General features: G+C 69.5%; 20 protein-coding genes and 1 pseudogene. 16 read left to right on the top strand and 5 right to left on the bottom strand.

Going from position 1 to position 20,762, the window contains the following annotated elements:
• Window positions 1-167 precede the first annotated feature (167 nt).
• Window positions 168-362 (top strand): hypothetical protein, encoded by a 195-nt coding sequence (locus LIX60_RS30945; protein WP_227963054.1) that lies wholly within the window; start codon window positions 168-170, stop codon window positions 360-362.
• Between the two features lie 8 nt (window positions 363-370).
• Window positions 371-627 (top strand): annotated as a pseudogene (locus tag LIX60_RS30940) (hypothetical protein); the annotation flags it as partial.
• A 564-nt stretch (window positions 628-1,191) separates the two neighbouring features.
• Here LIX60_RS30940 and LIX60_RS30935 read toward each other — a convergent pair.
• Entirely contained in the window at window positions 1,192-1,410 is a 219-nt protein-coding gene (locus LIX60_RS30935; RefSeq protein WP_227963053.1) for a hypothetical protein, read from the bottom strand.
• Between the two features lie 638 nt (window positions 1,411-2,048).
• On the opposite strand from LIX60_RS30935, the gene LIX60_RS30930 reads away from it, so the two are divergent.
• The 9 genes from LIX60_RS30930 (at window position 2,049) to LIX60_RS30890 (ending at window position 10,976) form a co-directional block, all read left to right on the top strand.
• A complete protein-coding gene (locus LIX60_RS30930; RefSeq protein WP_227963052.1) occupies window positions 2,049-3,212 on the top strand; it encodes a hypothetical protein in 1,164 nt (387 codons plus the stop codon).
• Window positions 3,213-3,949: 737 nt separating this feature from the next.
• Window positions 3,950-5,302 (top strand): hypothetical protein, encoded by a 1,353-nt coding sequence (locus LIX60_RS30925; RefSeq protein ID WP_227963051.1) that lies wholly within the window; start codon window positions 3,950-3,952, stop codon window positions 5,300-5,302.
• Between the two features lie 18 nt (window positions 5,303-5,320).
• Window positions 5,321-5,920, top strand: coding sequence for a hypothetical protein (locus tag LIX60_RS30920; protein WP_227963050.1), 600 nt, complete (start codon window positions 5,321-5,323; stop codon window positions 5,918-5,920).
• Between the two features lie 1,085 nt (window positions 5,921-7,005).
• Complete coding sequence (locus tag LIX60_RS30915; RefSeq protein WP_227963049.1) at window positions 7,006-7,554, top strand: RNA polymerase sigma factor; 549 nt, start codon at window positions 7,006-7,008, stop codon at window positions 7,552-7,554.
• Window positions 7,551-8,219: a hypothetical protein gene (locus LIX60_RS30910; RefSeq protein ID WP_227963048.1), complete on the top strand. Its 669-nt coding sequence runs from the start codon at window positions 7,551-7,553 to the stop codon at window positions 8,217-8,219. The genes LIX60_RS30915 and LIX60_RS30910 overlap by 4 nt, the downstream gene beginning before the upstream one ends.
• A 433-nt stretch (window positions 8,220-8,652) precedes the next feature.
• Complete coding sequence (locus LIX60_RS30905; protein ID WP_019712024.1) at window positions 8,653-8,847, top strand: hypothetical protein; 195 nt, start codon at window positions 8,653-8,655, stop codon at window positions 8,845-8,847.
• Between the two features lie 343 nt (window positions 8,848-9,190).
• On the top strand, window positions 9,191-9,433 hold the full coding sequence (locus tag LIX60_RS30900) for a hypothetical protein (RefSeq protein ID WP_019712025.1): 243 nt from the start codon (window positions 9,191-9,193) through the stop codon (window positions 9,431-9,433).
• Window positions 9,433-9,810, top strand: a complete 378-nt coding sequence (locus LIX60_RS30895; RefSeq protein ID WP_227963047.1) for a fic family toxin-antitoxin system, toxin component — start codon at window positions 9,433-9,435, stop codon at window positions 9,808-9,810. Before LIX60_RS30900 ends, LIX60_RS30895 begins: the two co-directional genes overlap by 1 nt.
• A 398-nt stretch (window positions 9,811-10,208) precedes the next feature.
• Window positions 10,209-10,976, top strand: coding sequence for a DUF5131 family protein (locus LIX60_RS30890; protein WP_019712027.1), 768 nt, complete (start codon window positions 10,209-10,211; stop codon window positions 10,974-10,976).
• Here LIX60_RS30890 and LIX60_RS30885 read toward each other — a convergent pair.
• Entirely contained in the window at window positions 10,954-12,105 is a 1,152-nt protein-coding gene (locus LIX60_RS30885) for a three-Cys-motif partner protein TcmP (RefSeq protein ID WP_227963046.1), read from the bottom strand. The two genes, LIX60_RS30890 and LIX60_RS30885, sit on opposite strands and share 23 nt — an antisense overlap.
• 692 nt (window positions 12,106-12,797) lie before the next feature.
• Between LIX60_RS30885 and LIX60_RS30880 the strand changes: the two genes are divergently transcribed.
• Window positions 12,798-12,998, top strand: a complete 201-nt coding sequence (locus tag LIX60_RS30880; RefSeq protein WP_227963045.1) for a hypothetical protein — start codon at window positions 12,798-12,800, stop codon at window positions 12,996-12,998.
• 295 nt (window positions 12,999-13,293) lie between these two features.
• On the opposite strand, the gene LIX60_RS30875 is transcribed toward LIX60_RS30880, so the two are convergent.
• From LIX60_RS30875 to LIX60_RS30865, 3 genes are all read right to left on the bottom strand, one after another.
• On the bottom strand, window positions 13,294-14,133 hold the full coding sequence (locus tag LIX60_RS30875; RefSeq protein WP_227963044.1) for a hypothetical protein: 840 nt from the start codon (window positions 14,131-14,133) through the stop codon (window positions 13,294-13,296).
• 238 nt (window positions 14,134-14,371) lie between these two features.
• Window positions 14,372-15,436, bottom strand: coding sequence for a tetratricopeptide repeat protein (locus tag LIX60_RS30870; protein WP_227963043.1), 1,065 nt, complete (start codon window positions 15,434-15,436; stop codon window positions 14,372-14,374).
• Window positions 15,433-16,728, bottom strand: coding sequence for a 26S protease regulatory subunit (locus tag LIX60_RS30865; RefSeq protein ID WP_227963042.1), 1,296 nt, complete (start codon window positions 16,726-16,728; stop codon window positions 15,433-15,435). Before LIX60_RS30865 ends, LIX60_RS30870 begins: the two co-directional genes overlap by 4 nt.
• A gap of 251 nt (window positions 16,729-16,979) precedes the next feature.
• On the opposite strand from LIX60_RS30865, the gene LIX60_RS30860 reads away from it, so the two are divergent.
• The 4 genes from LIX60_RS30860 (at window position 16,980) to LIX60_RS30845 (ending at window position 20,648) form a co-directional block, all read left to right on the top strand.
• Window positions 16,980-17,372, top strand: a complete 393-nt coding sequence (locus LIX60_RS30860; protein ID WP_227963041.1) for a type II toxin-antitoxin system Phd/YefM family antitoxin — start codon at window positions 16,980-16,982, stop codon at window positions 17,370-17,372.
• Window positions 17,373-17,388: 16 nt separating this feature from the next.
• On the top strand, window positions 17,389-17,622 hold the full coding sequence (locus tag LIX60_RS30855) for a hypothetical protein (RefSeq protein ID WP_227963040.1): 234 nt from the start codon (window positions 17,389-17,391) through the stop codon (window positions 17,620-17,622).
• 228 nt (window positions 17,623-17,850) lie between these two features.
• Window positions 17,851-20,085 carry a DNA-binding transcriptional regulator gene (locus LIX60_RS30850; RefSeq protein ID WP_227963039.1) on the top strand — a complete coding sequence of 745 codons (2,235 nt, stop codon included), beginning with the start codon at window positions 17,851-17,853 and terminating at the stop codon, window positions 20,083-20,085.
• A gap of 5 nt (window positions 20,086-20,090) precedes the next feature.
• On the top strand, window positions 20,091-20,648 hold the full coding sequence (locus LIX60_RS30845) for an XRE family transcriptional regulator (protein WP_227963038.1): 558 nt from the start codon (window positions 20,091-20,093) through the stop codon (window positions 20,646-20,648).
• Window positions 20,649-20,762: the final 114 nt, after the last annotated feature.

Genomic DNA, 20,762 nt, shown 5'->3' with positions numbered 1-20,762 from the left:
CTGTGTTACCTCGACCCTGTTCGTCCGGTCGGCTAGTACTCCAGTCGCAGTTCGCTATCGCCGCTGGTCAGAGCACCGTTTTGAGCGTACTCGGCTGCTGGGCCGTCAGTTGCGGAAAGTCGTGACCCGAGGGCGACCAGACCGTTGTACTTGTCGTACAAGATGATGTGCAGCCCGATCTCTGGTCGGCGGAACTGGAAGAGCTGCTGGTGCGGACCGTTCACCGCTTCGGACGGGTGGATCTGCGGCGGAGGATGCAAGCCTACGTGCACGGCCTGCTCGGACCGGTGGGCCGGAAGACAGCTGGCAACTGGCTGAGCACGCCGGTCACCGCACCTCTGCGGGCCTGCAGCAGCTGCTGAGCCGAGCGCGCATCGCCGGATGCCGCTGGGCGATCGAGGAGTGGTTCCAGGCCGCGAAGAACGAGTGCGGCCTGGACCAGTACGAGTTGCGCCGGTATCGGGCTGGTACCGGCACATCACTCTGGCGATGCTCGCCCACGCCTTCCTCGCCGTTGTTGGATTGCTCCCCCTTTCTATCGGGCGTGACCTGCGACGTCCGGGTGCATGTGAGGCCGTACGGACCGCGCGCCGGAGCGTCCTCCGGTCTGCTGGAGGGCATGGCTGACATCGAAGCAACCTCCCCAAGGCCGAACCCGAACCGCGTCGCGCTGCGGGGGCGCCAGTGACACCTCCCGAGCCGGCACGGCACCGAATCCTTGACGTCGTTGTCCTGGTCGGCTTGCTGGGCGTGTGCGCGGGGGTCTACCGCGCCGTCGGGGACACGGGCTTCTCCGCGATCATCGGGGCAGTCGCCGGGCTCTACGGCACCTGGCGCATGCGGCGCTGAGCCGCTCCCGCAGCCGCCGCCGAGCGGCGGGGAGGACAGGAGGCGCACCGAAGACCTGGCTGGGCAAGGGCGGGAGCGCAAGGAGCGGCAAGAAGCCGGCAACAGTGGGAGGCGGCTGCGTGACCGCACCCGACCTGCGGCCGTACCGTCCACCCGCCCGATCCCGCGCGGGATGAGCCGGTGAAGCGCTGGCCTTGCCCGGCTGCGACGCACCGTCTCTCCGTGCAGTTACCGAAGCCGAAGAGACAGTCCCCGGGCACTCACCGCTGCGCCGCCTGTCCGGATGACGGCGCCCGCCGGGTGCGGCGGCTCGGGAGCCGCCGCTGGCCCGGCTTGTGGTCATCAGCGGCCGCGGGCGGCCTGCACGGCCAGGAGGAGAAGACCGCCGAGGCCACACACGGCGGCCGTGGTCTCCCGGAACGCCGGGTGCTGGTGGAGGACGTAGCCGGCGAGCGCGAGGGCTGTTCCGCCGGCGAGGAGCCAGAGCAGCAGCCGGTCCCGGTCTCGGCTCGGGTCCGGTTCGGGGATGTGCGGCGGGTCCGCCGGTTCGGTTGTGGTCATGGTGTGCTCCTTCATCGGGTGTCAGGCGTGTGCCGGTCGCACGCGTGCGGTGGGCAGCGGAGTGCTTTCGTCCTGGTTTCGGTGCCGGCGGCTGGGGAGGGGCAGACCTGCGCCCGGAGTCCTGCGGGGTGGGCGGTGTCTGACGAGCCGACCGTGCGGGGCGGGGTGGTTAGCTCCGCAACCCCGCCTCGCCGGGCCCGCCGAGACGCCTCCTGCCCGGTGCGTGGGCGGGCGGGGCGGCAGGGTGGGAGGCGGCCTTCAACGGCGCAGGTCACGCGCCGGGGCTTGATGCGGGTCGGGATGGGTGGTCCCCGGTGCCGTTGTCGCTGGTGTGGGCGCCGGCTGCGGGGTTGGTGGTGCACGGTGTCCTCCTGGGTGTGCAGGTGCGGGGCGCTAAGGGTGCGGCCGGGCGGGATCCGCTCGGGGTGGTGGTGATTACGGTGAAAGACCGGCGGGGTGGTGCGTCAGGGGAACAGACTGTTTCCGGCGTGGCAGTTTCTGGGGCGCAGCGGAGTGCAGAGGGGGAACGCGTGGTCGGGGGGCAGCGCACCGTCGGGCCGGGCGGCGGCGGGGGACAGGGTCAGGAAGCGCGGCGGGCGCTGGGTCGGCATGTACGGGGCCTGTTCGACGGGTGCGGGATGTCGCTGCGCGAGTTCACCCGCCGACGCGGGTTCAGTCCCGCGGCCGTCTCGCGCTATCTCAGCGGCGAGCGGCTGCCGCGCAAGGCCTTTCTCGATGTGCTGTTGTCCGAATATGGCCAGCAGGCGGGGGCGCCGCTGACCGAGGACGTGCGGCAGTTGACGTTCACCCTCTACCGCGCGGCGCTGGAGGCCAGCGGGAGCACCGTGCTGCTGGAGCTGTACGAGCTGGAGGTACGGCTTGAGGAGCTCACCGCTGAACTGGAGCGGCTGAGCAGCCCGGCCGCCCCCCTCCAGCAGGATGCCGGGGAGCCCGCTCCCAGCGGTTGGCGGGATCCGGAGGAGGGGGAGGCGGTGCTGCAGGCACGCCGCGGTGCGCTGCACGCCGAGCAGGGCCGCATCCGCGAGGAGATCGCCCGGCGCGAGAGCCTGCTGGGCGATGACCACCACAGCCGGACCGTTCCCGCCCCGGTACCGCTACCGCCTCCTGCAGGAGACAACACGACCGGCGGTGTTCCCGGAGAGGGACACCCCCTCCCACCGAGCTGGCCCCGCACCACCGTCGGCAGCAGGGTTCCGTGGCTGATGGCGACGGTGGCCACGGTGGCCGCCGCGGTCTTCTTCACTCTGTGGCTGACCAAACCGTCCTCCCGGACCGCATCGGTCTCCACGGCGCCGCCCTCCTCCGCCGGGACCCTGTCTGCACCACCGGAGAACACGGCCACAGCCGACAGCCCGCCACCTGACGTGGGCAAGGACACCGAGCCGGAGCCGAAGAAGCTCGTCAAGGTCACCGCGGTGGTCAGACAGGGAAAGGCCGTCGACGCCGACGACGCCAACGGCTACATCTGGCCCGCGGGGGAGTACGAGTACGGGGACTTCCAGGTCACCGCTGGTGACGATCCCAACGGCCCCGCAGTCTTCACCGGCCATGACGCCGCCTCACTGGCACAGGCGGACGCAGCCGACTGGGCCACCTGCGGACAGGCACCCAGCATCAGCAACGAAGAATTCCCGGCGGCGTCCCTGCGCCAGGGCATGCACCTGTGCGGCATCACCGGTGAAGGCCACCGCGCCGGCATCACCATCCGGACCCACAAGAGCGACGCCCGAGGCGAGTTGACCAGCGTCACCGTGGACATCACCACGTGGGACACCCCCTGATCCGGCGCCGTGGCCTTCTCCCAGCCGCCCCGCAGCCACCGCCGACGCGGCCCGCACCGAGAAAGCCGAAGCAGAGGCCCGCCGGGCGTATGCGACGGAGCAGAACTGCCGCTGGTTCCGCGCGACCCTGCACGGTGCGGACACCATCACCGCAGCGGTCAAGGCCGCCGGTGCGGCCCGGGAACGCATCGCTCAGCACCTGCCGACAGGCGGCTGGATCAGCTACGCCAGCGGACCGGGTCCGTGCCGAGACAGGGGACCCGCCATGGCGGCCCTGGAGGAGCCGATGGCGCGGGAGTGTTCGATGACCATCGGATCCGCCGATCGTTGAACACCGCCTTTCCCGGCTCAGCGCTTCACATGATCTGCCGGAAAGAATCTCAGCACCGCGGAGGTTGCTGCCTGGCAGGGCATTGAGGGTGCACAGGCAGGCTGGTCATCGGGGCAGTTGGGCCGGTGTCTCCTGGCCGCAGAGCGGGGGACGACATGGCTCCGGAGCCAGGGGCGCATGGTGGCCCGGGATGCCTTGCGGCGGATTCGGAACACCTCTTTGGCCATCTATCGATTGCTTTTCCCCTGGCGTACACCGGACGGCAATCCCACTCCTGCACACAGCAGACCGCCACACAGTGAAACAAATCACACATGCTTCACAGTAGTCACACATCAACTCTCTGATCGGTAGCGTGCCGGTCACGTGCCGTCACATGGATGGTGCACGCATCGATAGGAGAACTGTGAAAGCAGCCCTGAGAACCACGCTCGTGGCCATCGCCCTGGCCGCCCTTCCGGCGCAAGCGTTGGCCGCGCCTCAATCCCCTGTCCCGCAATCCGACAGTATGCAAAGGGCCATCGAGATCGCCTCGGCGAAGCCGGCGCCCGGCCCGCAGCTTGCGCCCCCGCAACAGGGGCGAACAGCTTCCGCCGGAGTTGAGGAATCGTGCGCGGAACTGGAAGCGAAGCTGGCGCAGAAGTCCACCCATGACGAAGGACTGGCCGCATGCATCAAGCCTGCCGAGCATCACGAAGTGACCGCCAACATCTCCAGCCTGTCTGCCCGCATCGCCGCCCGAACCCCGACTCCATTACCGGACTGGTGTTGGGAGAACATGGCCAAGCAACCCGGGTGGTGGATCACGCGGATGGAAGGCTGCGCTGCTGCATCGTGGACACTTGAGATAAAGGAGCTGCGCACCAAGAAGACAGTGGGTGAAATCAATTTCGTTCAGGTCGATCATCTCTACATTCCGGCAAAGAATCCGGCGTGGCGACACCAGACCGTGATCGACATTACGGGCGGGTGGGGGCCGATTGCCGGTACCTACGTCACCGGTGATGCGACGTGCGACGGGGCCTGCACCCTACCCGCCGCCGACATCGACTTCCCGCGACAGAAAGTCAACCAGCCGCCCATCCCTACGAATCCACCGGTATGGGGAAGCGCTATACCGGCGACGACGGTTTCGGCTGTCGGTGCCGAGGCCACCGCAAAAGCCACCCTCTACTACCAGTTCCACAATCCGGCCTGGACTGTGAAGCCACCGATGATCAGTTCCGCACCGACCTTCAGCGTTCGCTGTGACCACAAGCTTGGCCCCAGAGCAGGCATTGGTTGCACGATTCCAGACGCAGATCCGTACTTCGAGACCAGCCTGACGGGCCCGTACCCCATGTTCGCTCAGCATGTGCTCGAGGCACAGCGCACCGGACTGCCCGGGGCTCCTGACGGCACCCCCCTCACTCGGCTGACCAACGAGGCTCTGAGGGACAAGAACGGTGACATGGCTTGCCCCCAAGCCAGCAAGGGCGGGTACCCCCGTCCAGAGGGGTACAGCTGCGACGAGTACCCCTTCCGGTCCACTCACGAGGGTGCATGGACCCAGAAGCCGGACAAGGACAACCCCGCCAAGGGCCGCACGTGGGACTGGTGCCAGATCGACGCTCTCACGCCCGGCACGGGGCCTGACGGGTGGAGTGCCTGCATGATTCCTGAAGGGCAGAACGCCGGCGCGGGTAGCACCCTGGGGCACTGGTACGACAGCGCCCGCATCAGGGAAGGCGACGCTTTCTATGTCTACGTCAGTCCGTGAGACCTCTAGGCTGCCGCTATGCATGAGCTGGTTGCTGCCGGAAGCAGTTTGATCAGAATCGACTACCGGTCGTTCGAGCTCGCAGACTCCGACTCCGGACCCATGGGCGAATACCGGCCGACCAACGGCCTGATCTTCTCCAGGCCCGGTCTGGCCACCGTCCTGACCGGAGTGAGCAGCGGTCCCGTATCGGGACGGGTGGAGGTCTACCGCAGCCCGGTGCCGTTGGCGGAGACCGAGGACTGGGACGAGGTGGTGGACCACACAGTGGAAAGCGTGTCAGGCGATATGAAGGTTTCCTCCGTCTTGGGGGATGTGCCCGACCTGCCTGTGCTCACGCCATCCGGAGCTGGGGTCTATCGCGTCCGCGTCCACGCCAGAGGGCGCGACCTCAAGCCTGACGGAGTGACCTTCGAACCGGTCGAGGACTACCTCATTCAGGTCTGGCCGCAGCCACGCTTGCCCGACACCGTGCATCGGCAGACGGACCGGCGCGGCGCGATAGCGCGTGCGAGCGCTGCTGCGGCCGCACCAACACTGGCGCGGCCTCAGCAGCCGGTGTCGCCTGCCGAACTCGCCATGAGGCGCCATATGGAGCACAGGCGGAAAAACCGGTAGAGAGGTCGCCGAGGGGGCATGCGCAGTGTCTGTGCATGCCCCCTCACTGCCGTCCAGGCGCGTAGCGGACTTCCCGGCGCGCGGTCGCGTTGCCGATCCGGTTCTCTCTGGGCCGGGGCGGCGCGACTGTGCGGCGACGAAGCGGCGCCGTCCATCGCCCTAGCTTCCGCCGTTCGGTCGTCTCCTCCGGGACGCGGCCAGCCTTCCGGCCGGAGTTGAACAGCGTCGGCTGCCGCGGCGAAATCTGCCCCCTGGGTCGCTGGCTCCGGGTTTTGAACGGGCGGCCGGAGCGGGCTGCGCCGGGGATGGTGGAGCGGTCCGGTCCCGCGTGGATGTGTGCGTGAGTCACCACAGTGGCGCGGGCCGTGGCACGGGCGTCTTCTGCGCGGCGTTGTGCCCGCCGATCCCGGAGTCGGTGTCGGCGGGTCCGGCTCGCCCTCCGTTCCAGCTTTCCGCGGGATGTGCGGTGGGGCATATTCACGAGGAAGAATGCAATTGCATTTGCAGATGTCATCGGTAAGTGCACGGCTGCGGATCTGCCGCCCCACTCCGATTGAGCAACCCTTCGCCTGCTTTCCGCAATTGACGCCTTGGAACCAATAAATGAACGGTTTTGCAACAGTAGCCCCTGTGATCTGGGACACATGGTGATGGTGTTGTTGCTGGTAGAAGCTCCGACAGCCTCGCGGCTGGGCGCGCCGCGCGATCTCCCCGCTTGTCGGCTTAACGCCACCCGGGCCCCTGTTCGGTATGACGAGTGGGAAATAGTCCCACCCGCATTCGCAATGGTGCGTTTGCGGTGACCACAGCATTGACCGAAAGGGGGGACCTGTGGGGCAGAACTGGCCCTGGTACGCACGTGCATCGCTCGGTGCCTACCGGTTGACCGCCGTTGCCGTTGACGCAGCCGTCCGCCGCGCCGTCCGCATCGCCTCGCAGGCCGTGACGGAGCACCGCTCCGCCGTCGTCCGACCCGGCCGGGACCAGATCCCCGGCCTGCACGGCCCACTGCCGCTCCGACCGCCGGCGCCCGACTCCGGAGACATGCTCCCCGGCACCGTTACCGCCGCCGGGGAGGACTCCCGGTGAACGCACCGTCCGAGCCGGGGCGCTTGCCCCCCGACTTCGAGGTCTTCTTCTCCCAGCACCAGCTTGGCTTCCTCAAGCGGGCCCAAGTCCGCCTGCGCTCACGGCCCGATGCCGAGGAAGCGGTCCTGAACGCCGGCCTGCGCATGCACCAGAAGTGGAACGAGATCCTCTCCCACGCCAACCCCATGGCCTTCGTCCACACCATCCTCCGGGGCGCCATCCACGACCACTGGCGCAGGATGTCCCGCCGCAGCGAGCACGAGAGCCTGGTCGCGCACCCGCCACTTCCCACACAGCCCACCGCGGACGACCTGGTCAACCTCCGACACTACGAAGCCCTCGATCGCGCGTTGGAGAAGTTGGAGAAGACCGCCCCGCGCCAGGCGGAATGCGTCAAGCTGCGACACCTGGTGGGCCTCGACTACGACGAGATCGCCGAGTACCTCGACATCTCCCGCAGCGCGGCCAGGACCAATACCTGCCTGGGCCGGCAGCGCTTGAAGGACCTGCTGGAGCCCGCCACACAGACAGGGGAACCCGCATGACCGAGAACGAGCTGCGCGCCGCGTTGCGTGCCGAACGGCAGCGCCTGGACGCGGAATTCAGCGACCACGACACCGAGGCCTTCACCCGGCGCCTGGCCCGGCGCATCGCCGAGACCGATCCGCCGCCCGTTCCGGAAACCGCGGGGCACTCCCCTTACCGGCGCCCGGGCCGCACCTGGCGTACCCGGCGGCTGCCCGACCCCTGCCCCCCACCGGGCAGCACGGCGGCCGCCGAACTCATCGGTGAACTCCTCAGCCTGTGCGACACCATCCTCGGCTCCGGCATGGACCGGCTCGCCGCCTTCGCCGCCGACTACGACGAAGCCGGCGCCCGGGTCTTCGCCTGCCTGCTCTACGCCCAAGAGCGCCGGGAGAGCGCCCTGTACTGGTGGCGGTTCGCCGCCGGTGCCGGTGACGTCCTGGCCGCACACTGCCTGGCCGTTCACCACGCCGCGGTCGGCACCAACACCGACGCCCGCATCTGGCGACTCATGAGCCGGTACATGGGTTTCAACCCCGACCACCACCTGCCCCGACCGATCCGACCGGCCCGACAAGCCGCAACGCCGACATGCAGCCGGGCCCGGGCCGCCTTAGGCCACGACGCCGTGCTGGACGCCTTCCTCCACGAAGACCAGCTCCCCGAAGTCCTCCTGGCCCGCTGACAGACGGCGGTCTCCTTCCGCCTGCGAACGCTGCAGGCCGGAGGAGACCGCCCCTGCCACAAGCCGCGATCACGGCAGCCCGGCGACCGCACCCAGAAGCCGCGAGCGGTGAACGAAGAACACTCCGCACCCGTGCCGCCCGGCCGCCGGCCCGAAAGGCCGACCACAGCACCGCATCAAGCCGCGCTGCGGCGCCACCGAGACCCGGCCGACGAGCCGGGGATTCTCTGGCAGGCGCGAACTGCCCCGCACCAGAGGAAACAGCGAGTACGCGACGGGCCCGCCGCCGAACCTGCGCCAGAGTTGCGCCGCTAACAGCCGCCTGCTGCAGGGTGGCCCTGTTCTACCGGCAGCTCCCCCGCCGATCGGGAGCGCCACCCTGCCCGCACTCTTGCGTGCGAGGACGCCGCACGCCGGATCTCGAAGGAAGACCATGAACTCGACCGACCCCCGGGACCGCATCCAGACCCTGGTGTGGCTGCTCCTGGCCCTGGTACTCGCCCTCGTTTTCGCCGGCCTCGCCTACGTGACACACCAGCACCCCACGCTCGCGATGCCCCTGACCGTGGCCACCGGCGGCGTGACCCTGCTCCTCGCGGTGCTCGCATTCGCCGTGGCCCGCCGCTGACCTGCCGTCCGGACGGCCAGTCCGTGGGCGTGGGAAGCATCGAGCCGCTGGGACTCCCTACTGCGGTATGCATCGCATCGAGGGCGGGGCTGGACCCCCCGGGGGGCACAGCGCCCCGCTGAACCCCGCGACGGGGATGCCGGTGATCTCAGCGAGTCCTCGCCGTGGTCACGACAGCTCGCTCGTTACCGAAGCATTGGCCGGGCGACGTCCTCACCAGCGGCGCGGATATCCGTGGGATGGCTTCGGAGACCGCACTGCGGTGGAGGGATAAGGGGCCCTGGGGCACGGCCGCCCGCGCGGTGATGCACCACCGAGCGGTAACACCTGTTACCATGGGGGTATGGCGAAGACACAGCTCGGCGCACGCGTCGATTCCGAGATCGCGGAGCTCGCCCGGAAGCGGGCGGCCGACCGCGGCCTGCCCGTCGGGGACTACCTGGCCCAGCTGGTCCTGGAGGACGCCAGCGGCCTGCGCCAGCGCGCACTGGACGCCGCCGGGCGCTTCCTCGCCGAGCACCAGCACGTCTTCGACGACGCAGAGGCAGAGGGCGCCCAGCAGGCTCCCGGAGCGCACGCCGCCTGATGGATCTGCACATCGACGTCCCCTGGATCCTGCAGGTCGCCGAACTCGCCGGCGCCGGCGACCCGGCCCCGGACGACTACGGGGTCCCGGTCGCCGCCTGCGCCCGTCACCGGGCCGAGCTCCTGGAGCAGCCGGTCTACAACGGCCCCTACGCGCGGGCCGCCGCCCTGGTCCACACCCTCGGCCGGTGCCGCTGGCTGGAGCGCTCCAACCTCGCCGTCGCCGCCGCCACCGGCGTCATGTACCTGGAAGCCTCCGGCATCACCGTCAAGCCCGGCCACGAGGACGCCACCGCCCTGCGCGACCTCCTGCTCGACCCCACCTGCACCGCCTCGCAGATCGCCGCACTGCTGCGCTCCTGGCCCACTGCCACCTGAGCGCACTCCCCTCCGCTTCCGGACGGGGCCGCGTCACCGGAGAGGGTGTACAGACTGCCGGTGGGTGCGCAGGGTTCAACGGTTGCCTGCTGTGGGTCGATTGGGCTGTGGCACCGTGGGCGCAGCCTGGCCCGTCGCCTTTCCCCCGTGGTGACGGGCCAGGCTCCTTCCCGCCCTGCGGCGCCGGGAAGCCGGCTGGCGCCTGCGGGGAGCCGCGAGGGCGTCGGCATGTCTGTGGCGCGAACCTCAGTATTCATACAGAGGTTCGAATGCGGGGAGTGTGGAAAGGGATCGGGAAGCGGCCGGTTCCGGTGTATGTGCTCCGGTACTCCGGCCGAGCGGGCATCGTTAGGCAGCGCGCCGCGGGCCAGTTCACCGCGGGCATGAGGGAGGCACCGGTGAGCGACCGCAGCTCGATCGAGTGGACCGAGGCGACCTGGAACCCCACGACGGGGTGCGACCGGGTGTCGGCCGGCTGCGACAACTGCTACGCCCTCACGCTGGCCAAGCGGTTGAAGGCGATGGGGTCGGCGAAGTACCAGAATGACGGTGATCCGCGGACCTCGGGTCCCGGCTTCGGGCTGACCGTGCACCCACAGGCGCTGACCGTGCCGTTGGGCTGGCGCGCACCGCGTACGGTGTTCGTCAATTCCATGAGCGACTTGTTCCACGCCCGGGTCCCGCTGGACTACGTGCGGCGCGTATTCGACGTCATGGCTTCCACGCCGCAGCACACCTACCAGGTCCTGACCAAGCGGGCGCGGCGGCTGCGGCAGGTCGCCGACCGGCTCGAATGGCCGGCGAATCTGTGGATGGGGGTATCCGTCGAAACCGCCAAGGAGTTGCCGCGCGTGGACGATCTGCGGCTGGTGCCGGCGGCGGTGCGGTTTCTGTCGTGCGAGCCGCTCCTGGGGCCCCTTGCGGGTCTGGACCTCTCCGGCATCGACTGGGCGATTATCGGCGGCGAGTCGGGCCCCGGTGCCCGGCCGATGGACCTCCGCTGGGCCGCCGATATCGTCGAGCAGTGTCGGCGGTCCGGAACAGCGCCCTTCGTCAAGCAGCTCGGCTCGTGCTGGGACAAGGCGCACCACAAGGACATCGAGCGGTTCCCGGCTGCCCTGCAGGTGCGCGACTACCCCGCGGTCAGGAACCGGGCGCCCGCCTGAGCATGGAGCCCGCGTCGGCCGCGGCCGGCAGACCGACCTGGCTCTTGCTGGTCAGCTTGCCTGCCGACTGGACGACGACGGAGCCGTCCTCGCGCATCAGCCGTACTGCCCTCAGCGCGTGCGTGGGCATCCAGCGGGCCGTCTCGGTCAGCAGCCATCTACCCAGCGCCTCCACCGTGGCGCTGCCCAGCTTGAGTCGCTGCGTGACCAGTTCCTGCAGCTCCGGGTCGAGAGCTCCGCCGGCCTGGAAGAGATCGAGCTGTCCGATCGCCTCGGCTCCTCGGGTGCGCGGATCGCGGAAACTCTCACCGTCGCGATCGTCAACCTTCCACATCGCCTCTTTCATCGCCTTCAAGCCGGCGTCGCTGCCGGTGCCGAAGACCAGGTAGAGAGGCTGCCCGGTGCGAGGGACCAGCTGGAATTGCAGCTGGTAGCCGAAGCCCGCCCGCTGCAGCGCGGCCCGGTAGGTGCCCAGCCAGGCCCGCCACCGCTCATCCGGCCGCGCCTCCTCGGCAGCCGGCCTCCAGTGATCACGGCCGCCGAAGACCGCGTCCAGGACCTCCGCGTTGAGCTCCTCGCGGCGGCTGAACCAGTTCGGCCCGAAAGTGGTGATGACCTCGCTGGACCGGTTACAGGCGATCCGCCGCATCACCTCCAGCGGTACGTTCACGCTGCCCCAGCTGTCGAAGATCCCGAGAATCGGATGACCCCAGGCACCCAGCTCCGTCAGCAGCGGCAGGCTGTCCCGCCCGGCTTCCCCGCGCCGGACCTCCACCCGCACCGGCAGCCGGTCCAGCGGGCCGAACCGGCCCGCGAGTTCGGAAATCAGGTGCTCGTAGCGGGCGCGGTCTTTCTCGATGAAGACCAAATGCACCCGCTGCGGACTCAGGTGCATCCGTTCGACAGCGTTGTGGTGCAAGAGGCGGTCCAGGATGAACACCGGCGAGCCGGGCTCACCGCCCTCGTACCGGCCTGGGCCGGCGAACGCGTCCAGCAACGTCACCCGGGGACGGGTGTACCCGGTGCGCTGCGAGGTCTGCAGCAGGATCGGCCACCACGCATCCAGGTACCGCTGGTAGAGCCGATGCTTGGCCGCCGTCGCCGGCTCCAGTTTCCAAAGCACCCCCACGACGCCCTCCCCACTCCACCACCGGGCAACGCCGTGATTGTCCGATAACGCGCAGTAATCCGGAAGAGGGCGTCAGCCGCACGGCGACGACAGCGGTCCCGTTTCAGTGGTAGTCGCCGCCAGGGCCGGCCACCGCGCTGCCGTCTCCTGCCTGCACTTGCGCCACCTCACCTGCCTGGGGCGCGGGCGGTGCGGCACCGGCTGCACGGTTACTGACGACGCTCTCGGCTCCCAAGGTTCCGGACAGTCCCCCTCTCCCTCTGGAAGCCGTCGCGACGTACGTGCGCCGGACCGGTTCAGCCCTGCCGGCGCACCAACCGGCAGCCTCGAGGGGTCAACCGCCTGGCTGGCATCAGGGCCAACTCGTGCATCACCGTCCAGCGCCCAATCGCCGCCTCGTGGTCCGAAGTCACGACTCCACCCGCCGATAACGCGGAGCCACCAGACCGGACCAATCTGTGATGCTCGCCACAAATGCTGCGGTCGCGCGGTTTCCCTGGGGTTCCCCTGGTTTCGCTCGGTGTCGCACTCCTCCGGCGAAGAGTGGCGAGGATTCTGGACGTTAAGGCCCGTCGCTAGACTCCCCTGAACGCACAGAAGAGCCCTGGTCCCCAACGGGTTTCCTAGGCCACTGAGTTGGGAGGGCTCCCTGCGCGGTGTTCCAGCACGCTCATCTACGAGAGGAACTCCGTATGGAGGAGAGTAACGCCAAACGCCGGCCCAAGCACTTAGCCCGCATGGGCAGGTGGCGCACCAACACCACCTGCTACCTGCGGAAACGGGCAGGAGGCCGTGGCCACAACCTCCCCTCCCAGTTCCTGCAGGGCGCGGCCTACAAGCTCGGCAGCGGCGCTGTAACCTTGATCATCCTGTGGTGGGAAGCCCGGCGCTGAGACCGGTGGAGGCCGACCTGGTAACCCTCACCACGCCACGGGAGACCCTCCCTTCGTGACTTCGCGGGTGGCGTCCTCCCAGAAGACCAAGGTGCCGATCTCCTGGTTGGGGGTGTGCCATACCCCGTGGTTGGCACACCCCTCGGACCGGCCGATCGAGGCGCTCGTTCAGCGCTTCCCCGAAGCCCTGCTGAGAGAAAGGCGGGTTCCGTTCGGCCAAGGCGGAAGCTTCATGTGTTCCAGGCTTCTCCGGCGGCAGAACACCGTGCGTTCCAAGCCCGGCCCCTCAGGAACATCACGGCCGGGTGGGGGGCCTCGCACTCCCAGCATTCGACGCGCTCCCGCTCGAGGGTCTCCGGCGGCGTGACCACCACCGGTGCGGCCGCCGGATGGGCACCTGGCCACCGACGCGGGCCCACATCGGTGCCCCCACAACGATGCGGTGCACGTCCTCCATGCCGGGTTCACCGATCGGATGCCACCGGTCGTGGTCCAGTTCGATATCCAGGTAGACCTCTGCGCACCAGTGGCAGTCGGCCACCCTGGCGAGGGTGGACTCCCTTGGCTCCCCTTCTGCGCGGGGGCCCCCTTCTCCAGGGGCGAGCGCGATTGCCAGGGCCTCCACGGCCATCTCTTCGTCGTCGCCCCACCCGTGCTCGCGTCCGCGTGAAGCCAGAAGGTCCCGCACGGCCCACCAGGACGACGGGGTGTGTCCTGGGCCTTCCGCGTCGCCCGGGCGGTAGCCGGTGTTGTCGAGGCTCCCGAACAGAATGACGTCGACGCGCCGCCCGGCGGCATCGCGGTCACGGGTGTGAAGGAGAACTTCAGGGCGGGGCGCCGCGCCTGAGTAGAGGGCGAACTCCACCTCCCCCTTACCGGAGGCAACCCACGCCCGCGGCGGTTCGGTGAGAGCCCTGTCCGCGATGTGCCCCACCTTTCTGGTGATCTGCTGGGTGATCTCGTACCGGGTACGTTCCATGCGTTCCCTGGTGGTCTGCCACTGCCCCACGCACGGGATCTGCGGGCTGGTGTAGGCGTGCTTCTTGCGGCTGAGGTCGATCCCGTTCGCCCCGGCGAATTCCTCGACCCTGCGCTGTGACCAATACCGGTACGCGCCCAGCGCACGGGGCTTCATGCGTCGTAACATCCGCCCAGCATGCCAACCCTGATGGTCTGCCGTATGGCGATCAGTCGCGGACCTACAGCCGATGTCCACGTCGTCGGTATGGAGACATGGACCGAAGCCGCTCAGTGCCCCACCGCTGCGGACAGGAAAGGGCCGGCCGGGCTGGCGTGCGCTACCGGGAACCGGACCGAGGCCTTGGTGTAGCCGCCCTGGCCGCGGCCGCCTGGTCCGCCGAGGCTGCCACTCCTCACTTCCGCTTCTTGCGGTCGAACCAGACGGTGGCCGCGATGGGCGCGATGCCGGCCCAGAAGAGCATCTGGGGAATCGGGCGGTCGCTCCACGGAACCTGTGAGATCAGCAGTGCGCAGAGCATGGCCCAGGCGGCCTGGGCCAGCACGATGCGGGCCCAGAAGCCGCGGCGGACCAGGGAGCGGATGTTGAGCCGTACGCCCGCGCGCAGTCTGCGGTAGCGGCGCCAGGCGCCGAACGCCCAGATCGCCGACATGAGCACCACGACCCACACGCGGGTGGCGAGGGACACTGGCAGCTCCGGCGCCTCGCCCTCGGCGGGGAAGAGGTTCACCATCGCGCCGGCGAGCAGCAGACAGATCAGCGCCAGCCACCGAAAGCCGCGCAGCAGGCGGTAGGTGGCCTGATCGAGTCCTCTGCTGAGCGACGACGATCCGGGGACAGCGGCGAGTGCGTCGGCATACTGGCTGGCGGCCTGGGACGCCTTCACACCCGGGGTCTTCGCGGCCTTGGCGGTCTGCTGGGACAGGGCCAGCTCGTGCGTGGGGTCCAGGGACAGGATGTGGCGCTCGAGGGCGTCCGTCACCTCGTCGTTCCCGGCCACTGCGGCGAGCTTCCACAGCGTCTCGTACGCGCCGACCTCTTCCGGGGCGAGACGTACCGCCTCCTCGGCCATGGAGACACCCTCGCCCCACGTGTCCGGGTTCGGGGGAAAGCACAGAAGCTCCGCCAGGAGCGCGTACGCGCCCCACCACTGGGGATCGATGCGAACCGCCTCGCGCGCGGCCTGCCGCGCCTCGTCCCGGCGCCCCAGGCTACGCAGGACGCGGGCGCGCAGGTCGACCGCGTCGAGGTCCTCCGGCGCGACCCTCAGCCCTTCGTCGAGCGCGGCGAGCGCCTCCCCGTGCTCACCGGCGTTCATGTGGCAGCGCGCCAGCCGGGTCCAGGCGCGCACCTCGCCGGGGTCTTCCGCGAGGCGGCGGGCGAGCAGGGACTTGGCGTCCTCGTACCGCCCGAGCTCGATCAGCGCGCCCGCCTGCTGGGTCAGCGGGTGAAGGCTCACAGCTTGCGCTTCCGCTTCAGGTAGGCGACCAGGTCGTCGTACATCCCGCCCTCGTTCGCGAACATTGCCACGTTGCGGGCGGCGGCGAACCACGGCTCGGTGGACGGCACGACGGCCTTCGCCGCGTTCAGCAGGTCCTTCATGCCGATCATGCGGACGGTCCCGGTGCGGGCGGAGTCCAGCAGCGCGCTCTCGGCCGCCGCTTCGCACAGATGCGCCAGGTCCGCCCCGGACAGCCCTTCGGTGATCTTGGCCAGCTTGCCCACATCGACCGACTCGATCGGCCGGTCCCGCAGGTGATAGCGGAGGATCGCCTCGCGCGCCGCGGTGTCGGGAGGCAGCACGAGCAGGGTCCGGTCCAGGCGGCCCGGGCGGCGCAGAGCGATGTCCACATCCCAGGGGACGTTGGTGGCGGCCAGTACGAAGACGCCCTCATTGGCGCTCGGGTCGATGCCGTCCAGCTCGGTCAGCAACTGGTTGACGGTGTTGCGCATGCCGCTGTGGTGGGTACGGCTGCGCTTGGCGCCCAGCGCGTCCAGTTCGTCCAGGAACACCACGCACGGTGCCTGACGGCGCGCGACCTCGAAGACCTGGTGCATGTTGCGCTCGGAGTTGCCGATCCACATGTCGAGCACATCGCTGACCGACACGGACAGGAAACTCGCACCGAGTTCCCCGGCGACGGCGCGGGCGATGAAGGTCTTGCCGCAGCCGGGCGGACCGTACAGCAGCAGCCCGCCGCGCAGGCTCTTGCCGTACAGCTTCCGCAGCTCGGGATTGCGCAGGGGCGCGAGGAACGCGGCCTCCAGACGGTCCTTGACCTCCTGCATCCCGCCGACGTCCGCGAGCCGCACGGTACCGGGCGCGTCCACGTCCCAGGCGGAGGCGTCCCCCGGGTCCCCGCTGCCGTCGACGGTGAGCGGAGCCTCGACGAACCGGGGCGGGACGACATCACCGACCTGGTCCTCTGCGGCCCGCCAGTCGAAACCCTCCCGCGCCTCAGAGCCAGCCGCGGATGCCACGGCCTGCTCAGGCGCTGGCGCGGGTTCGGGCTCCGTGGCGGTCCCCGGCGCCGGCGCTGGAGCCGGTGCGCCCATGGCGCGGGCCATGAGCTGACGGGCTTGTGCGTCGCCCGGCGCGTGCTGCAGCGCGACCGCCACCTCGGTAACCGCCGCGTCGGACTGCCCCGCGGCCAGCAGCAACTCCGCGAGATGCAGACGCAGCGGGACGTCACCGGGCGCCGCCTCAACTGCCGTACGCAAACTCTGGATCAAAGAAGAATCCGCCCCCATGGCGCACAGCTTATGACGGCCGCACGACAGCGGCGGTGCCGGTACAGGGCCGCAGGCGTCATCGCGATGATCATTTCCGTGGTCATACCGGATGCACCTGGTGTGCGTAGACGGCACGCCGCAGGAACTGCTGGACGCGGCCTGCAACCACCGAGTCGAACTGAACGGAAAACCTCCGCGGAGGGGCGCGCGTCCGACAGGCGCAGGTAAAGACCTTGACCCCCGTTTCTTACAGTCCTTAAGGTTTGTTCATGGAGAAGACCTTGGGTATTGAGGCCGCCCGTGCACGACTTGGCGACATCGCCGATCACGCCCGCACCACTGGCCAAGTCACCCACCTCACCCGGCACGGCCGGACCGTGGCAGTCATCGGCCCCGCCCACGCCGTACAGCCCGCCGGCAACGTGAAGGTCATGTTGTTCGTCGGGGACGAGGACGGCCGGCCCTGCACCCTTCCCGCCGTACCTCGCATCGGGGACACGTTCCGCCTCTTCAACGACGAGGACGAGGACTCCTTCTGGCTCGTCGTCGCCGTCCAATGGGACCTCGGGCCAAACGGCGAAGCCGAAGTCAACGTCCTGCTTGACCCCCACGACGTGAGAACCGCCGAACGCGACGCCACCGAAAACGCAGACCATGCCTGAGTCCCAGGCGGCCCGTATGGCCGCCAGCATGCTCAACCGCGAGCACGCCGTTCTCGCCCGCGAAGCCCAGGACATCGCTGACGCCGCTGCTCGCCTCGCCAGCGACATCCCGGCCGGGTTGACCGCTGGCGAGGAGAAGCAGCTGGCTCGGGCGGTGCAGCAATTCCTCGTTCGCGCTACCCGTGCGTCGGCGATGCGGGAAGTCGCCACCCTGTACGAGGCCGAGATCGCTCCCACAGAGGAGCGCTGAGAAGGCTGACTTGAGCGCCCCCACCGGCCTGTGGGCGTAGCCACCCCGCCGGAGGCGAGAAACTGCGGCTGCTCGGCCGCAGCCAAAGCCCGCCCTGAGCGCGCCTCGGGTGGCATGCCGTCGAACGCGATGACACGGGACACCTCCACCGCCAGAGAACGCAGAACGTACGGAATAAGGTCGCAAAGCGTACGCGATTTGTACGCTAGGCTGTCGGTGGAGGTCCCCATGTCCGAGTTGTTCGACGCAGTCGACGCTCTTATCGCGTCCCGTGCCCCGCTGCCGCTGCCGGAGGAGCGCAAGCGACTGCGCAAGGCCCACGGCCTGACGGTCGATGAAGTGGCCGCGGCCTTGAAGGTACGTCGGGCCACGGTCAGCGGCTGGGAGTCCGGCAAGACCGAACCACGACCGCCGGAACGCAATGCGTATGCACGACTGTTGGCACAGCTCGCGGAGCTCTACCCGGCCCCCGTCGAAAGCGCCACGCCTGCGCGGGAGACCACGACGCCGGAAACCTTCACCGCTGCCCCCACCCCGGCGCCGGAAACGCCGGCCGAGCCCCCTGGTACCGAGGCGGTGACCACGGCGGAGAACGCCCAGCCCCATACCGCCGGTGGTGCCCCTCCGCCTGCGCCGGTCGCCGGGCCGCGGCCGGCCCGGACGACCAGAACGTCGTCGCCCCCACGGCGCACGGCGGCGAGAAAGCTGACCCCGGCCGGCACCTCGACCGGTGGCGGTGATGCGCGTTTTGAGAACGGGCCGCTTGCGGTCGTCGACGTCGAAGGCGGGCAGGTGCTGGCGTACTGCGTCGGCGGCCTGGTCCTGGACGTGCCCGCGAAGTCGCTCCCGGCCCTGGTGGACTGGACCCTCAAGGAGGCAAGGCTCGGGGCGCCGAAGCTGTCCGGGCCGGGCAAGGACTCAGACCCACTGCTCGTGCTCACCGAAGCCGCGTGCAAGCGCTACGGCCTGCCCGTGACCCTCACCGATGAGGAGCGGCTCGCCGGTCGGATCCCGGAAGGCCACAAGGTCATCAAGCAGCTGGCCCGCGCGGAGTGGAAGCTCACTAAGCGCGGCTTCGGGCCGTGGGCGCGGATCTACCGCCCGGCCCGCGGCTCCGAACGCGCCTGCGTCCAGCTGTGCATCCCCTCCTGGCACGCCCTCGACTCCCGCCACTGGGGCGAGGCCGCCCAGCTTCCGCCGCCGGAACTCGCCCGGGTCCTGGGCACGTACGCGTCCCGGGTGATGACGCCGCGCGGGTCGACCGCCGTCACCGGCCTGGAGCTGATGACCGCCCTGCACCCGCCGACCCGCGCCTCCGCACCGGACGCGACGGGCAAGCGGCACTCCGAGCACAACCCCGGCAGCCTGGGCACGCACCCCATGGACTGCGCGCCGTGCGAGGCCCCCGACGGGCACCCGCTGCTCGCCGACCTGCCCCGGTTCCACGTCCGCGGCCCCGAAGAGAAGTTGTTCGAGGAAGCCTATGACTGGGCGCGGCCGCTCACTGACGCCGAATGCCTGCGCCGGCACCTGGTGGGCATCGACGTGAACATGGCCTTCGCCGCCGGAGCCAACGGACTGGTTGTGGGCCTCGGCAAGCCGACGCACCTCAAGCAGCCGGCCTTCGATGCCAAGCTGCCCGGCGCGTGGCTGGTGGACCTCTCCCACGTCGACCTGTCGAAGGTGAAGGTCGGCAAGGAGTGGACGGAGCTGGACGGCGCCCTGCTGCCCAGCCCGTTCACCCCGAAGGGCGAGCGCCCCCAGGGCCCGGCCTGGTACGCCACCCCGACCGTCGCCTATGCCGCCGAGCTCGGCTACGAGGTCCACCCCACCGAGGCCTGGGTGCGGTACGACAACGGCCGCTACATGGACGGCTGGTACAACCGGCTGCGTGACGCCTACATCGCCACGATGGCCGACCTCGGGGTCACCGCCGACCTGCCGCCGGAGGAGTTCCTGGCGGCGATGGACGGCTACCGGCAGCGCGACCCGGAACTGGCGATCGTGGTGTCCGCGATCAAGGCGACCGTCAAGGGCGGCATCGGCAAGCTCCGTGAGCGGCCCCGCGGCGAGGGCTGGAAACCCGGTCAGCCGTGGCGGGCCCTGTCCCGGCCGACATGGCGCCCCGACATCCGCGCGGCCGTCATCTCCCGCACGCGCACCAACATGCACCGCAAGATCGTCAAGCACGCCGCGTTCACCGGCCAGTACCCGGTCGCGATCCTCTCCGACTGCGCCGTCTACGCGGCCGACGGGACCAGCCCGCTGGACTTCCTGCCCTACCGCGCCAGCAAGCCCCTCCCCGGCGGCTTCAAACTCGGGGTGAACCCGGGGTTGGTGAAGTGGGAGGGTACCCAGAGCGTGCTGTGGGGCGAAGGCCTGCATGAGCAGTACGGCCAGGATCTCAACTTGGCCCGGTACATCAAGGACGGCCAGGTCACCGGCCAGGACAACGGGGAGTAGACCCGATGAGCATGTTCGGGGAAGGCCTGGACAAGGCGGTGCAGCGGGCGTTCACGCGCCCGATCCCGAAGTCGGCCGGCGCGCAGATGCGATACCTGGTCAAGCAGCTCAAGGGCACCCGTGCCGTCGCCCAGATGCTGCGGGTCTCCCAGCGCACCGTCGAACGGTACGTGAAGGGCCAGATCAAAAAGCCCCGCCCGGACCTCGCCGCCCGCCTGGAGAACGAGGTGACGAAGCGGTGGCAGCCGCAGGTCCGCGCCAAGGCGAGAGAGAGGGCGGCGACCACCGGCGGCATCGTCATCGACACCCGGGCCCGCATCGGCTACACCGCACCGGTCGGCTCCACTGACGACGCCCGGATCCGGCACCTGACCATCGCGCTGCCTCCGCAGTACGCCGCCCGGCTCTTCGACGCCCAGCAGCAGGGCGCTGGCGACCAGCGCCTGCAGGAGATCGCCGCCGAAGCGCTCAAGGACGTGTACTTCCAGGACGGCGGCCGCCGCGCCGGAAGCCTGGAGGAAGTCCGCTTCACCGACATCGAGCATCTCGACTTCGACCTGTAGGGCACCTGAACGCGAGCGAGCCGACAGCCTCGGTGTGACTGCGTTGCAACTGGCGAGTAAGCGCAGCTCTTGGCAGGCTGAGCGTCGGGCCGCGGGCTGGTCAAATGAGGATGT

It is taken from the genome of Streptomyces sp. S07_1.15 (assembly GCF_020739505.1).
GTDB lineage: Bacteria > Actinomycetota > Actinomycetes > Streptomycetales > Streptomycetaceae > Streptomyces > Streptomyces xinghaiensis.
Note: the sequence above shows the minus strand (reverse complement) of the source record. Positions and strands in the feature narration are given on the sequence as shown.

Coding starts and splice junctions, on each gene's coding strand:
- LIX60_RS30935 (WP_227963053.1), bottom strand. CDS start 1,410: ATGACCACAACCGAACCGGCGGACCCGCCGCACATCCCCGAACCGGAC.
- LIX60_RS30910 (WP_227963048.1), top strand. CDS start 7,551: ATGACCGAGAACGAGCTGCGCGCCGCGTTGCGTGCCGAACGGCAGCGC.
- LIX60_RS30860 (WP_227963041.1), top strand. CDS start 16,980: ATGGAGAAGACCTTGGGTATTGAGGCCGCCCGTGCACGACTTGGCGAC.
- LIX60_RS30855 (WP_227963040.1), top strand. CDS start 17,389: ATGGCCGCCAGCATGCTCAACCGCGAGCACGCCGTTCTCGCCCGCGAA.
- LIX60_RS30850 (WP_227963039.1), top strand. CDS start 17,851: ATGTCCGAGTTGTTCGACGCAGTCGACGCTCTTATCGCGTCCCGTGCC.
- LIX60_RS30920 (WP_227963050.1), top strand. CDS start 5,321: ATGCATGAGCTGGTTGCTGCCGGAAGCAGTTTGATCAGAATCGACTAC.
- LIX60_RS30865 (WP_227963042.1), bottom strand. CDS start 16,728: ATGGGGGCGGATTCTTCTTTGATCCAGAGTTTGCGTACGGCAGTTGAG.
- LIX60_RS30905 (WP_019712024.1), top strand. CDS start 8,653: ATGAACTCGACCGACCCCCGGGACCGCATCCAGACCCTGGTGTGGCTG.
- LIX60_RS30895 (WP_227963047.1), top strand. CDS start 9,433: ATGGATCTGCACATCGACGTCCCCTGGATCCTGCAGGTCGCCGAACTC.
- LIX60_RS30880 (WP_227963045.1), top strand. CDS start 12,798: ATGGAGGAGAGTAACGCCAAACGCCGGCCCAAGCACTTAGCCCGCATG.
- LIX60_RS30900 (WP_019712025.1), top strand. CDS start 9,191: ATGGCGAAGACACAGCTCGGCGCACGCGTCGATTCCGAGATCGCGGAG.
- LIX60_RS30930 (WP_227963052.1), top strand. CDS start 2,049: ATGTCGCTGCGCGAGTTCACCCGCCGACGCGGGTTCAGTCCCGCGGCC.
- LIX60_RS30845 (WP_227963038.1), top strand. CDS start 20,091: ATGAGCATGTTCGGGGAAGGCCTGGACAAGGCGGTGCAGCGGGCGTTC.
- LIX60_RS30875 (WP_227963044.1), bottom strand. CDS start 14,133: ATGAAGCCCCGTGCGCTGGGCGCGTACCGGTATTGGTCACAGCGCAGG.